The sequence below is a fragment of the Ornithinibacillus massiliensis genome (assembly GCF_018310345.1).
GTDB classification, from domain to species: Bacteria; Bacillota; Bacilli; order Bacillales; family Amphibacillaceae; genus Ornithinibacillus; species Ornithinibacillus massiliensis.
This window is the reverse complement of record NZ_JAGXBY010000003.1, coordinates 445,464-458,888: the sequence shown is the minus strand read 5'-3', so window position 1 is coordinate 458,888 and position 13,425 is coordinate 445,464. Positions and strand designations below refer to the sequence as shown.

Sequence of the window (13,425 nt, the reverse complement as noted above, 5' to 3'; positions counted from 1 at the left end):
TGTCCTTATAATGATTGTTGGCTGGGATAGATAATCGAAAGAGATCCCAGCCAAACCCCACTCACTTCCTCAAAAAATTCTCCGTATAAAACGGCTGATTCTCCTCATTAAAAGCAACCCCAACCGCTAAGGAATCAAATCCAGCTTTTAAGATATTTTCCCTATGACCCAGCGAATTCATCAATCCTTCATGGGCAAAGATACTGCTTGGCTGACCGGTTGCGAGGTTTTCGCCAGCTCCACGGAAGGATATGGCGTCGTCGGCCATTCGGTCAAAGGGGGATTTTCCTTCTAGGTTTTCATGGCTAAAGTAGTTATTCTTCGCCATGTCTGCACTATGATCACGGGCTGTTTTTCGTAATGGTTCTTCCCAGGAAAGAACAGAGAGCCCTCGCTTTACTCGTTCGGCATTCGTAAGGTCGAATAATTGATATTCTAACCCTTGTTGTAATGCTGACGTTGCATCTCCAAAATAGGCTGCTTTCTGTTTTTCTAAATCAGCACTGATGATTTGAATAGCAGTCACTCTATTGTTTTCATGCAGATCATAAAAAATCGTGACATAATTGTTATCGATTAAAAAGGTATTGTACTCGTCGGTTTCTTGTACCTGGTAGAGAATCCTTCCCTTGCGAATTGCTTTGATCGGGTCATCTAGAGTGGACAACACGTCTTTTCTTGTGCTGTTGAATGTTATTCCAACTTTCGATGATAATAAGTCTTGATTTGTGTATAGTCCAGCAACCTTGTCTGAGGAATCATACGCTATCATGAGGAAGTTATGGTAATTCTCATGGTAGGTAGCCCATTCGACGCCGTATTCATTTAATGTGGAACGATTTGGTTTTCCAACTTGTTTTTCCACCTCGGAGCGCATATCACCAATTTCAATATTATGGATAGAAAAGGTTTGATCTGTCGGCTGCGTTAATTTTGGCGCATCTGGTGTTGGCTCTGTAGGAGAAATATTCTCCTTATTCGAGCTGAACTTATTCCAGAGGAGCTCAAATTCTTGTTTAAGGGTATCCAGTGTTAAGGCAATTCTGGGACTATCCATTATTTCTTCTACATCGTGTTTCATTTTGTCATAAGTACCTCGGTAGCCAGATTCCTGGAAGGCATCTCCATAAAAATGCCAAAGTACCCCTATCAATAAAACTAAAAATAGTATAGTTCTTAATTTAGGCATGATCGTCATCCTTATTTTTATAGCTTTCTAGATTATTCGTAATAACAGTATGAACAAAAGGGTGGGGAAATAGTAGTTTGAGAATTAAAATATTATACGACAATGTTTATTCAAATGAAACATTTTTTACTCATTTTGAAGAGTAGTTTTTACTGGAAATTAAATATTCCTATGATATGGGAATCGAACTTGTGCTTTTAAAATTCCCAAATAAGCATTTAAACATATTCTATTTATTTATTGGTGTTTAAATAAAGCGCTTTTATCTATTTCTTAACTCATTTAATTCTGGAATTCGTTTATAAATATCTGATAGCTTATCGACAACTTCTAATTTCATTTTATCCCCGCCATTCTCCGTCATAGCAGTATTAACAAATCCATAGGTTAATTTTAACAACGATTTAGCATCCTCTTCCGTAAGGCGATTAATAGCATTTATCGTAATCTCAAACTCATTAGTCTCCTTGTCTTTCAATATAATCCCTCCATCTAACATAGATTCGTTAAATATCTAGCTTGCTTACCTTGTTTAACTCTTGCGCCTGCTTAGGGATTTTATTATTTTCTTCCAGTTAAGATTTCAAATACCATCTCAGAAGCTGCTTCAGATAACGTAACATAATTCGATTGCCCGACGATGATAAGTTCTAATGTCCCATTTTCATTTAACCAAACATGGTGTTCATAAGAATTCCAAGTAAATTTATAATCTGGGGGACGTATATCTAGTTTGATATTCTCTTGCCAGTTGGCATTACCTAAAGCCTCTATAATTTCTTTAACTACTTCACTATCAGTTATTTCATTAATTAGTTCATAATTACCGTTACTATTCTTTTGTTTAACCATTACGGGATTACCGTCCCACGCTTTGCTATAAATCCTTTCTTTTGTGGAAAGGTTTATTTCGTTATTACTATTAGTTACATCTTGACTGCATCCAACCAAACTGAGCCCAATTACGAGGATTAAAACAATTAGTTTTTTCATTAACTTCACCTCAATTGTCAATAATATGGTTACATTTCCTTACTAACCTGGCCCATTAGCATATAACTACTATCTAAATACTAACATAATATTCCAATAATATGATTAATCGTATAGAAAAAGACGATCCAATTAAAGACCGTCTTATATAACCTTGCCCGCCATCAATGAAGATTCTATTGATACCACTTAGGTATTAATCTACTGAAGTAATCATGATCTTCTAAATACATATACACTTTATCTAACATCTCATTCATGTCGTTTGGAATAGTTTTTAAAGTCCATACTACAGTGGAGAAAACGCACATTGCTAAGTATAGTGAATACAATCTCCAAAATGCTTCATCTGGTTCTTTATTATTAAAATAACCTTTGATTTGTCCTATTGAAAAGGGAATGCTTACTCCACGACTAAAAATTCCTATCTTCAGAAATTCGTGAATAGGATCACCCCAATCATACCTACCAAAGTCAATAACTCCAGCGAATTTTTTATTATTCACAATGATGTTTCCAAGGTGAAAATCATCATGTTGAAATAAGTTCGTGCGTTGTTTCATGAGATGAATATTCTCATCAATAAATTTCATTATGATATGGTCATTCTTAACTTTAACCCCACAATCTAAGTAGGCATTTATATATTTGTTATGTTTTTCAATTTTCCTTGAATACCACGAAGTAATATGAGCTGGAGCAGATAATTGGTGCATCTTTCTTAATTCTATTCCAGCCTCAATACCAATATTAAATTGCTCTTGTTCTGAGTATTTTAGGATTTCATTCTCAGCATCCTTGCCCTCTATATAGGATGTGACCATATATCCTCGATTACCTACCTCACCAATTGAAATCGGTTTTGAACAGGTAACATTATAACCCTGCATCTTTTCTAAAATAGAGTATTCTGTCTTCTTTACTTCCAACTCTTCTAAATCGAACATCCGAAGTAGAAATTTATTAGTACCATCTTTCATATGTATAAGAAATTTTTCATCTGAGGAAAAGCCCTTTGTGATTTCTATAATTTCTTTGTAATCGCTTATTATTGGAATCTGATTTATTAATGTTTCACTCACAACATCACCCCAAGTATTAAAATGGAAATTAACTTTATAATCTAGTTATCTATGAAAAAATGGATTTCTTCCTTTCATTAAACCTGTCCTCCATACTTTTAGGCCTGCTAGTTGGTTTCGTATCAATATCTAACTATCACTCTGGATTTCATTATATTGCATTATCGTAGCTGTGACAAAATGCAATATTAATTATTCTTAGAAGTCCTTTGTCATCACTTTAGATTCTTAGAACTTAGGTGTATCAATATATCAAGTAAATACTATATTGTCCTATAAAACAATCAAACCATTCCCATCCTAAACAAAAATGCTTTCTATCATTCAACTCAATCCTAACAAATTTTTTCACCACCAATGCCTCTTTTTCCTCCCTCGCCTCGATTATAACTATGAAGAACCAAAACAATCCGAAATAAACCAGCAACTCGCTAAAGGAAAGGAGGTCTATCATGAAACGTCGAACTTTAACAGTTAAAGAAGTTGCCAATTATCTAGGTGTGCACACGGATACGATCTACACCATGGTCAAGCTGAAGCAGATTCCACATCTAAAGCTACGGAATCGGATTTTATTTACGAAGGATTCCATCGATTTATGGGTACAAGACCAGGCGAAAAAGAGTCTGGAAAATGAATAAAAAAGCTAGCAGAAAGTGAGGGAATGATAATGGATTTTAATTTGGAAACGATGGCTTTTCGAAAATGGAGAAAGAAGCATAAACTAACGAATAGTGCAATTTCCTTGTGGTATGCCTTAATGGAAGTGAATGCTACCGTGGGTTGGAAAAGGAAGTTCAATGCACCAAATTCTACCCTTCAGGAAATAACAGGTCTATCGAAGCAGGGGCTTATTAATGCGAGAAATATGCTAAAGGAGAACAAGTTAATTCATTATAAGAAAGGATCAAAGGGGTGTGCTGGGGAATATCAAATTATTTCCTTAGTCAAAACACTTGACTCATCTGTCCATTCTGTTGACCAGGCGGTCCAAATTGTAGACCCATATCGGTCAATTTATTTGCCCATACATAGACAAAGACATGGACAAGAAAGACAGGCGGACGAGCAAGCTATTATTTATTTTTATGAAACACATATTGGCATGATGAGTATATTTGGGCGGGAAGAATTGCTGAGCTATAGGGATAAGATGTCGGATGAATTGATTTTGGCAGCGATTGAGCATGGTGCAGATAACGGTGCGAGGACGGTAAAGTATGTGGTGAGAATTTTAGAAGAATGGCTTGAAAATGGACTGGAGACGGTAAAAGACGTGCTAGCTTATCGGAAGGATCGGTTAAAACAGGTGCAAAAGACTGTTCCATTTCCGAAAAATGAGCAGGATGATTATCAAGCATTATTTGATGAATTGAGGAGGGAGGGCTAGTGAACCGGCAGGAAGCAATTGATATTTTACAGTTGATAAAGGAGCTATATCCGAAGTTTAATGTGAAAAAGGAGCGGATGACATTTTTGATTCCGCTATTAGAGAAGATGGAATACCAACAGGTGATGGATAATCTTACCCACTATGTTTCGCAAAATCCCTTCCCACCAACGATTGCTGATATTGCTGCACCAATACAGGTGGAAAATGATTACCTGGAAGAGATGCAGGTGTGGGCGGAAGAGGCTCAGCAAGTAGCCCCTGAAGTGAAGGCGCGATTTCATAAGGAATTGCAGAATTTAGTGAGGAAGAAGTCAGGCTGTTAGAATTCCAAGGTGATCGTTTTCTGTCCACTATTACCTTTTTACTAAAGGAAAAAGCGCAACAGAACAGAACACTAGGAAAAAATATGAGGGATGATTACAATGGAGGGAGGTATAGCTATTTAGAAACCCTACAGCTTTTCAATCATCATGCATGAGGGAGTTTTGCCCCTGCTTTAAAAAAGTAATCGTGAAACCTTTAGCCTATATTTTCGTACTATAGTTATCAGTGAACCCTCTTTTATCTATTTTAGAATGAAATAAAGTCTAATAGATTGGATGTGTTGTATGAAAATCTTCGTTACGTTAGCAGTGGTCTATAGTATCTCATTGGTACTGATTTTAGCATTTGTGTACAAAAGTAATCAAAAAGAACCAGAAGAGGAAAAGATGAGTATATGGATGGTTTGGTTTGTATCGGTATTGCTAGCCTTAACGCCAACAGTTGCTATTGCCATCATTTTATTGACGATACTTGGTTCAGCAAATGTAGTCGATATGCTGTTTTCTCTACAGTTGAGTATGAATCAATTAATCATGCTGACCATTTTCATCCTCATTTATCTGTTTACAATAGATAGTATCATAGAGATAGTGGTTAAATATATAGTTGGAAAAAGGATAATCTATCATGTCATTATCCTGCTTTCTCGAACATTCGTATTCTATTGGATTGCGCTATTACTGGAGATCAACCAAATGAATAGCTTTATCATTGCAATAGGGGTGGCTTTGATTATCTTAATAATAGAGTTGTTATACCATGGTAGAAAGAAAAATAAGTAATCTACTGTGCAAATAATAAGGAGGTCTCTACATATGCGTGATAGAAAATTAGCACATACGTTATCACCATCCTTCCCTAAAATACGTATGATTTCGGACACGCTGACCAATATGGTTGGATTGGCGGTGGTCGGAATCCTATTTTGGTTATATCATCTATTCGCATGGCCGATGTGGGCTTTTTGGATATTGCTGGCGGCACTTGTGTTTACGATAGTAGGGTTTATTTGGTCGTTTATTGAGCCTATCTATTTGTACCGGAGCTGGAGCTATCAAGTGGATGAAGAATATCTACAATTAAGCTATGGTGTGCTGAAAAAGGAATGGGTAACGGTTCCGATGACAAAGGTTCAATCCGTATCAACTGTACAAGGTCCAATTATGAAACGTTATCAGACCCGTTCCATTAAGGTTGAAACGATGGGGTCTTCCCATGTGATTCCAGCTTTAGAAGAAACGAAAGCGCTCGAATTAAGGGAGCGGTTAATCGAATATGCGAAGTTGAAGGAAGTGGATGAATAATGCGGTACCATCCATTGACTATGGCTTTTCGAATCTATCAATTTGTAAAAAACAGCTTTTTTATTATTCTTCTCTTATTTGTGCTTAGAAAGGATTCTGAGTTTTGGCTATTTGAATATGGTCGGTATGCCTTTATCATTATTGCAGTATTACGGCTCATACATATTGTTCTTGCGTGGTTTGTGGAAAAATATGAATGGCATGAGCGCACCTTTCACCTCTATAAAGGGGTCTTTGTGAAGCAGACAAATACGATTCCATTCTCGAAAGTTCAAAATGTAACGAGAAAAACAATGGTTTTCCATAAAATACTTGGTGTTACCTCAATAACATTTGAAACAGCGATGGATGGGGATGATGATTCCATTCATTTTGATGTGGTGACTAAGGATTATGCGAACTATTTGATAGACTTGGTTCAAGCTGGTAAAGAGAATGAAACCGTATCTACGGATCATATTGAGCTAGAGGAACAAGTGCCGGTAGAAGAATCCTTATCCAAGCCAAACAGAACCATACATTTCACCCCAGAACGAAAGGATTTATGGAAGGCAAGCTTCACATCGCTAAGCTTCTTAGCCATTATTCCCATTGCTTTTGGGGCGTGGGATTATATTCAGCCCTTCTTACCTGACGAGGATGAAGTGGAAGGAATCCTCCAAGTGTTACTAGCTAGTAAGTGGTTAGTTGCCATCTTGATTATCTTGTTAGTCTTCGTTGCAGTTGGATTTGGTGTTGCTAGAACGTTTATACGCTATGGGAAATATGAGATTTCCTCTGATGCAAGCCATATCTACATTGAGCGCGGTGTACTGGATGAAAGTCAGTTCGTCATTGAGAAACGGAAAATTCAAGGCTTGGAGATTAACCAGACATGGATCAAGCGGCTATTTGGCTTAGCGGAAGTGAAATTAATTAGTTCCTCTAACCGAGTTCTAGATAGTGAGGTAAATGTGAATTCACTTTATCCTTTCTTACCTGTAGCGAAGGCTTATCAACTAATCGAAGAATTATTGCCGAGCTATCAATTAGATGTAACATTGCACAGGCTTCCTCGTAATGCATTATGGGTGAAGCTAGTAAGGCCAAGCTGGGTATGGATATTCGCAACGATTGCCTTAATTTATTTCAAACCAGACCTTTTCCAATTAAAACAAGCATGGTGGATTGCGATTATCGGTCTATTTGTTTTGATTGTCGTCCAGCGCATACTGGATTATGTGCACACGAAATATGCCTTTACAGAAGATCAGGTTCTGTGGTGGCATGGTGGCTTTACGAGTAACATGTTTATCACGAAAAGGAAAAATGTGATTGAAATGAACTATTCGCAATCGGTGTTACAGCGATTTTTTTCGGTTGCGTCTGTCACTACCATTAATCGTTCTATCCCACCTCGACACGAGACGATTCAGGATATTCCATTTGAATATGCGGCTGCGATGAATACGTGGTATGTACAACGAAGGCAGGATGTACAAGTGAAGTAGCGCTTTATGGAAGCCTCGAAGTCGTCATTCGACAATATTCCTATATTTCCGAGGAAATAATCGTATAGAAATGGAGAAAAGAGAGGAGCGTGGCCATGCTATTAGATAAAGATACACAATATTTAAAAAGCATCGATTTAAAACGAGAGAGTATAGCATCCTTTCAAACGTTCCCATTTAATCTACCGGTAGTCCAGGAATTTGAAAAGATCGACTTTCATCCGAATGTGACATATGTTATCGGGGAAAATGGGATGGGGAAGTCGACGTTATTAGAAGCGATTGCGATTGGACTAGGTTTTAATCCAGAAGGTGGTACATTAAATTTTAACTTCTCTAGTTATGACTCCCATTCCGATTTACATCACTATTTACGGATTGCAAAAGGTGGATATCGGCCGAAGAATAGTTTTTTCTTTCGGGCGGAATCCTTTTATAATGTAGCAACGAACATTGAGGAGTTAGATAAGGAAGCACTTGGAGGTAGAATTATTGATTCCTATGGTGGTAAATCACTTCATGAGCAGTCCCATGGTGAGTCATTTTTTGCAGCATTTATCCATCGCTTTGGTGAAAATGGCCTATATATTTTGGATGAACCGGAAGCGGCCTTATCTCCTTTAAGACAATTGTCGATGCTATCCCGGATTCATGAGCTAGTAAACGAGGAAAGTCAGTTTATTATTTCCACTCACTCGCCAATCATTATGGCTTACCCGAATGCCAAAATCATTCAGCTTACGGAAGAGGGAATGGAGGAGTTGGCATTAGAAGAAACAGGACATTATAAAACGATGAAAAGCTTTTTTGAGGATAGGGAACGATTATTGCATCATTTATTGAAGTGAGAAGCGAGGTAGTGATCATTTCTGTGAGATGCGAGATTAGCCGGAATGCTAGAAAGGAAACCATCATGATTTCATTTATTTTAACTGCAAAGCGATTACTTGATGCATTATGGAAATCATTTAAAAATCCTGTATTCCAGTCTCTGTTTGTGACATTAGTACTGATTGTCTTATCCGGTACTTTGTTTTACAGCAAAGTAGAGGGATGGGCTATGATCGATGCGATATATTTCGCTGTTGTTAGTCTGATTCCAACTGGTGTAGAAACAGGCTTACGTCCGGTGACAGAGTTAGGGAAAATCTTTACTATGATGTACCTCATTGTTAGGGTTGGGATCATGATTGGGCTAATTGGAGTGATTGCGAAAGCAGTGATTCGGTTTGAAGCGAAGGAGAAAATTGGTAGAGGGAATCGTTAGCTTAAGGGAATACAGGGTATGAAGCGTTCCTTTACTTAATACTGTCACCTTCCAAAGTAGAATTCCCACGATACGGGAAAATAGTATTTTAATTAAAAAAGGCAGGATGTATCCAAAAGTGGATGTTCTGCTTTTTAATTTTTCATATTGAGGATGAAGAAGGAAGAGCACGAAACCGCCGGGTAGTGATTGTCATTAATGCGAAGGAAGAATAGATGGATCCTAGAATAGGTAAGTAGGGCAGGTATTCTACATGTTAGTAGGATAACTGCCCTTATTTTAATGAATACAGCCTTGAATTGTTAACACATTGTTAAAAAAATACAGATAAAATTAAAATATTACCACTTGTTAACGCTTTCATATGGATGAATCGCTTATATAATGAAACATGTAGTAAAGAAGAACTATAAAAGGGGAGATTAAGTTGAAACATTCAATGAAAGTATTTGCCTTAGGATTAGTTGCTATCCTGGCAGTATTTGTACTTGCTGCTTGTAATAGCTCAAGCAGTGGTAGTGGTGGAGCTGTAAGTGTAGGTATTGTTCTTCCTACAAAGGATGAACCAAGATGGGTACAGGATGAGGAACGATTTAAGGCTGCTTTAGAGGGGTCTGATCATACAACCGAAATTCTGTTTAGCCAAGGTTCTTCGGCTAAGGAAAAAGAAAATGTGGAGACATTAATTAGTAAAGGGATTGAAGTACTGATTATTGCTCCTCATGATGGTGCTGCAGCCGGTGCTGCAGTTGAGGCTGCAAAGGCAGAAGGAATTACCGTAATTGCCTATGACCGATTAATTACCGACACCGATGCGGTGGATTACTATGTAACGTTTGATAGTGTAGCGGTTGGAGAGGCACAGGGACAATATTTAATTGATCATGCATCAGGCTCTAATGTTCCACTTTATTTATATGCTGGTGCTTCGTCTGACAATAACGCGTTCTTATTCTTTGAGGGTGCATGGAAAGTACTTCAGCCAAAGATTGCCGACGGTACATTTGTCATTGCTAACTCCAGTGAAGCAGAGAAATTAAAGGATAAGCCAGAGCTTACTCGTGATGAAATGAGTGCGATCTTAGGTCAGGTTACAACGAACTGGGATCCAAATGAATCGAAGAACAAGGCAGAAACACATTTAACAGCTGTAAGCAATGACTTAAAAGGAGATGTAGCAATCCTGGCACCAAATGATGGTACAGCACGTGCTATTGCCGATGTATTCTCATCTGACCCAGCAATTTCTAGCTTTGTTGTTACAGGTCAAGACGCAGAGAAAGCTTCTATCCAATACATTATCGATGGTAAACAAACGATGACCGTATTTAAAGATGTTCGTACCCTTGTAACGGATGCTATGGGAATGGCTGTTGATGTGTTAGAAGATAAAACACCAGAAACAACTGGTTCTTACAACAATGGCTCTGTAGATATTAAAGCAAAACAAACCGACGTTATTGTAGTGAATAAAGACAATGTAAAATCAGAACTCATTGATACTGGCTACTACGAAGCAGATGAATTTACAGGACTAGAATAATAGCTTGGCAGGTGAAATAGTAATAGGCAAACTATTACTATTTCACCATTCTAACTTGTCTTAAAAGGGTGGGAGCAATGAGTGAATACATTCTAGAGATGGATCAAATAATCAAGGAATTCTCAGGTGTTAAAGCATTGAGTAATGTGAATTTCAAAGTCGAAAAAGGCGAAATTCACTGTTTAGTTGGAGAAAATGGAGCAGGGAAATCAACCCTAATGAAGGTACTAAGTGGGGTTTATCCTTATGGGACCTATGAAGGCAATATTATCTTCGAAGATGAAATTCAACAGTTTACCACGATAAATGATAGTGAAAATGCAGGAATCGCCATTATCTATCAGGAACTCGCCTTATTTCCTGACCTTCCTGTATATGAAAATTTATTTATCGGTAATGAAATCCACCATAAAGGGGTCGTGGATTGGAACAATACAATTCATGCTGCCAAAAGAGTACTGGAAAAAGTAAATCTAAAGGTGGACCCAGAACGTCTAGTAAAAGATTTAGGAGTTGGACAACAACAGCTTATTGAAATTGCCAAAGCATTAAGCAAGGATGTAAAGCTACTTATATTAGATGAGCCAACCGCGGCATTAAATGAAGATGATAGTGAGAACCTATTACATTTACTTCGGGAGTTAAAGAAACAAGGGATTACTAGTATTATGATTTCCCATAAGCTGAAAGAGGTCATTTCGATAGCAGATAGTGCAACCGTGCTTCGAGATGGAAACACCATTTGCACACTACAAGCTTCAAAAGGCGAAATAACGGAAAACAATATTATAAAAAATATGGTTGGAAGAGAAATTAATGACATTTATCCAAAGCGTGAGAAGAAAAGCTTTGGCGATACGATTTTGGAAGTATCGAATTGGTCTGCCTATGATACGCAATTAGGTAAACAAATTCTTCATCATATAGATTTTCATGTGAAAAAAGGCGAGATTGTTGGAATCGCAGGATTAATGGGAGCAGGACGTACGGAATTCGCCCAAAGTATCTTTGGAAATCCAAAGTCGTATAAACTCCAAGGCGAATTAAAGGTCGATGGTGTCACAAGGAAATTTAAGCACACAAGTGATGCAATAAAGGCTGGAATTGCTTATGTGACAGAGGACCGTAAAGGTGATGGATTGTTTTTAACACAAGATATTAAGAATAATATTTCCATTGGCAATTTAAAAGCGATATCTGTCAGTCATGTTATTAATGAAAATGAAGAGGTAAAGATTGCCGATCAATATAAGAAGGACCTCACGATTAAAGCGTCTTCTATTGAACAATTGGTTGGTAATTTAAGTGGTGGAAACCAGCAGAAGGTTTCACTAGGAAAATGGTTATTTATTGAGCCGAATATTCTTATTCTCGATGAACCAACGAGAGGAATCGATGTTGGGGCAAAGTTTGAGATCTATACGATTATGAATCGTCTCATCGCTGAGGGAATGAGTATCATTATGATTTCATCTGAGCTTGGAGAAGTATTAGGAATGAGTGACCGTATTTACGTCATGGCAGAAGGCGAAATCAAAGGTGAGTTATTGGCTGGGGAAGCAACACAAGAAAATATTATGCAACTTGCAACACAATAGGGGGTGGAACCATTGAGTTTTTTTGCTGAATTAAAATCATTACTAAAAAATAATATCCGAGATTATGGTATGTATATTGCGCTACTCATTATTATGTTAACCTTCACAATCTTAACGGACGGATTATTTTTATCCTCTCGTAATATTAGTAATTTACTAGATTCCGCTGGATATATTGCCGTTCTAGCGGTTGGGGTGATGATTGTTATCGTCATTCGTCATATTGATTTATCCATTGGATTCCTTGCAGGGTTCCTTGGAGCTATTGCGGCTATTTTATTAATGAGTGCTGGTATGCCGGTATATTTTGTTATACCGTTAATCCTGTTAATTGGAACGATTATTGGACTTACGACTGGTTTTCTTGTTGCTAAGGTCGGAATTCCATCCTTTGTTGCCACACTGGCAGGATGGTTGATATTCCGTGGTGCTTTATTACAAGTAACCGAAGGATCGGGAACCATTATTATCCAAAATGATGCATTTAATGCGATTGGGAATGGGTATATTCCATCCATTGTTGAAATTGGTGGATTACACTTACTGTCCTTATTACTGGGGCTTTTTGGTATTCTATTCTTTATTTATAGTTCCATTTCAAAACGCAGGAAGATGCTGAAATATGAGTTTGAAGTAGTATCAAAACCAATCTTCATCTTACAGCTCGTGTTTGTTTCGGCAATTATTGGTTATATTACGTGGATTCTTGCAGGCTATAATGGATTATCATGGACACTGATTATTATTTTAGTAGTTGTAATGGTATATCACTTTATTACGACTAAGACGGTTATTGGCAGGCATATCTATGCAGTGGGAAGTAACCCAGAAGCGGCACATCTTAGTGGTATAAACGTAAAGAAGATCACGTTGTTGGTGTTCGGATCAATGGGATTCCTCGCTGCTTTATCGGGGATATTATTTACATCCCGTCTGCAATCGGCTACGACAACAGCAGGTACTTTATTTGAGCTAGATGCAATTGCTGCTGCCTATGTTGGTGGGGTATCATCAGCAGGGGGAGTTGGAAAAGTAACGGGAGCCATTATCGGTGCGATCGTTATGGCCTCTCTCACCAACGGAATGAACTTGCTTGGAGTCGGAATATCCTATCAATATATGATTCGCGGTGGTGTCCTAGCCTTAGCGGTAATATTTGATGTTATGACTAGAAAACGTGCTAGTTAATGGATAAAATAGGGGCAGTTTGTTGCCCCTATCCTAATTTTCCTTTTTTCCTTT

Annotated in this window: 15 protein-coding genes; 11 read left to right on the top strand and 4 right to left on the bottom strand. The window is 37.7% G+C overall.

Annotation, left to right across the window (positions count from 1 at the left end):
• Positions 1-61: 61 nt before the first annotated feature.
• From KGF86_RS10915 to KGF86_RS10900, 4 genes are all read right to left on the bottom strand, one after another.
• The gene (locus KGF86_RS10915) at positions 62-1,189 is read right to left on the bottom strand and encodes a CAP domain-containing protein (RefSeq protein WP_211741875.1); all 1,128 of its coding nucleotides are present in this window, start codon (positions 1,187-1,189) and stop codon (positions 62-64) included.
• Between the two features lie 262 nt (positions 1,190-1,451).
• Positions 1,452-1,667 carry a hypothetical protein gene (locus KGF86_RS10910; RefSeq protein ID WP_211741873.1) on the bottom strand — a complete coding sequence of 72 codons (216 nt, stop codon included), beginning with the start codon at positions 1,665-1,667 and terminating at the stop codon, positions 1,452-1,454.
• An 83-nt stretch (positions 1,668-1,750) separates the two neighbouring features.
• Entirely contained in the window at positions 1,751-2,041 is a 291-nt protein-coding gene (locus tag KGF86_RS10905) for a YhfM domain-containing protein (protein ID WP_211741871.1), read from the bottom strand.
• A 317-nt stretch (positions 2,042-2,358) separates the two neighbouring features.
• Complete coding sequence (locus KGF86_RS10900) at positions 2,359-3,264, bottom strand: aminoglycoside phosphotransferase family protein (protein WP_211741869.1); 906 nt, start codon at positions 3,262-3,264, stop codon at positions 2,359-2,361.
• 452 nt (positions 3,265-3,716) lie between these two features.
• Here KGF86_RS10900 and KGF86_RS10895 point away from each other — a divergent pair, with 452 nt between their 5' ends.
• From KGF86_RS10895 to KGF86_RS10845, 11 genes are all read left to right on the top strand, one after another.
• Entirely contained in the window at positions 3,717-3,905 is a 189-nt protein-coding gene (locus tag KGF86_RS10895; protein WP_211741867.1) for a helix-turn-helix domain-containing protein, read from the top strand.
• A gap of 29 nt (positions 3,906-3,934) precedes the next feature.
• Positions 3,935-4,654: a DnaD domain-containing protein gene (locus KGF86_RS10890; RefSeq protein WP_211741865.1), complete on the top strand. Its 720-nt coding sequence runs from the start codon at positions 3,935-3,937 to the stop codon at positions 4,652-4,654.
• On the top strand, positions 4,654-4,980 hold the full coding sequence (locus KGF86_RS10885) for a replicative helicase loader/inhibitor (RefSeq protein ID WP_211741863.1): 327 nt from the start codon (positions 4,654-4,656) through the stop codon (positions 4,978-4,980). The genes KGF86_RS10890 and KGF86_RS10885 overlap by 1 nt, the downstream gene beginning before the upstream one ends.
• A gap of 285 nt (positions 4,981-5,265) precedes the next feature.
• Positions 5,266-5,763, top strand: a complete 498-nt coding sequence (locus KGF86_RS10880) for a hypothetical protein (protein WP_211741861.1) — start codon at positions 5,266-5,268, stop codon at positions 5,761-5,763.
• A gap of 33 nt (positions 5,764-5,796) precedes the next feature.
• A complete protein-coding gene (locus KGF86_RS10875; protein ID WP_211741859.1) occupies positions 5,797-6,285 on the top strand; it encodes a PH domain-containing protein in 489 nt (162 codons plus the stop codon).
• Between the two features lie 80 nt (positions 6,286-6,365).
• Complete coding sequence (locus tag KGF86_RS10870; RefSeq protein WP_343221450.1) at positions 6,366-7,775, top strand: PH domain-containing protein; 1,410 nt, start codon at positions 6,366-6,368, stop codon at positions 7,773-7,775.
• Between the two features lie 95 nt (positions 7,776-7,870).
• A complete protein-coding gene (locus KGF86_RS10865) occupies positions 7,871-8,623 on the top strand; it encodes an AAA family ATPase (RefSeq protein ID WP_211741856.1) in 753 nt (250 codons plus the stop codon).
• On the top strand, positions 8,620-9,042 hold the full coding sequence (locus tag KGF86_RS10860) for a potassium channel family protein (protein WP_343221449.1): 423 nt from the start codon (positions 8,620-8,622) through the stop codon (positions 9,040-9,042). Before KGF86_RS10865 ends, KGF86_RS10860 begins: the two co-directional genes overlap by 4 nt.
• 439 nt (positions 9,043-9,481) lie before the next feature.
• Entirely contained in the window at positions 9,482-10,585 is a 1,104-nt protein-coding gene (locus KGF86_RS10855) for a sugar ABC transporter substrate-binding protein (RefSeq protein WP_211742028.1), read from the top strand.
• Positions 10,586-10,662: 77 nt separating this feature from the next.
• Positions 10,663-12,183 (top strand): sugar ABC transporter ATP-binding protein, encoded by a 1,521-nt coding sequence (locus KGF86_RS10850; protein ID WP_211741854.1) that lies wholly within the window; start codon positions 10,663-10,665, stop codon positions 12,181-12,183.
• 69 nt (positions 12,184-12,252) lie between these two features.
• Complete coding sequence (locus KGF86_RS10845; protein ID WP_211742027.1) at positions 12,253-13,371, top strand: sugar ABC transporter permease; 1,119 nt, start codon at positions 12,253-12,255, stop codon at positions 13,369-13,371.
• Positions 13,372-13,425: the final 54 nt, after the last annotated feature.

Excerpts from the sequence above, each read along its gene's own strand:
- KGF86_RS10915 (WP_211741875.1), bottom strand. The coding sequence starts at position 1,189 with ATGCCTAAATTAAGAACTATACTATTTTTAGTTTTATTGATAGGGGTA.
- KGF86_RS10905 (WP_211741871.1), bottom strand. The coding sequence starts at position 2,041 with ATGGTTAAACAAAAGAATAGTAACGGTAATTATGAACTAATTAATGAA.
- KGF86_RS10895 (WP_211741867.1), top strand. The coding sequence starts at position 3,717 with ATGAAACGTCGAACTTTAACAGTTAAAGAAGTTGCCAATTATCTAGGT.
- KGF86_RS10875 (WP_211741859.1), top strand. The coding sequence starts at position 5,797 with ATGCGTGATAGAAAATTAGCACATACGTTATCACCATCCTTCCCTAAA.
- KGF86_RS10855 (WP_211742028.1), top strand. The coding sequence starts at position 9,482 with ATGAAAGTATTTGCCTTAGGATTAGTTGCTATCCTGGCAGTATTTGTA.
- KGF86_RS10850 (WP_211741854.1), top strand. The coding sequence starts at position 10,663 with ATGAGTGAATACATTCTAGAGATGGATCAAATAATCAAGGAATTCTCA.
- KGF86_RS10890 (WP_211741865.1), top strand. The coding sequence starts at position 3,935 with ATGGATTTTAATTTGGAAACGATGGCTTTTCGAAAATGGAGAAAGAAG.
- KGF86_RS10880 (WP_211741861.1), top strand. The coding sequence starts at position 5,266 with ATGAAAATCTTCGTTACGTTAGCAGTGGTCTATAGTATCTCATTGGTA.
- KGF86_RS10865 (WP_211741856.1), top strand. The coding sequence starts at position 7,871 with ATGCTATTAGATAAAGATACACAATATTTAAAAAGCATCGATTTAAAA.
- KGF86_RS10845 (WP_211742027.1), top strand. The coding sequence starts at position 12,253 with ATGTATATTGCGCTACTCATTATTATGTTAACCTTCACAATCTTAACG.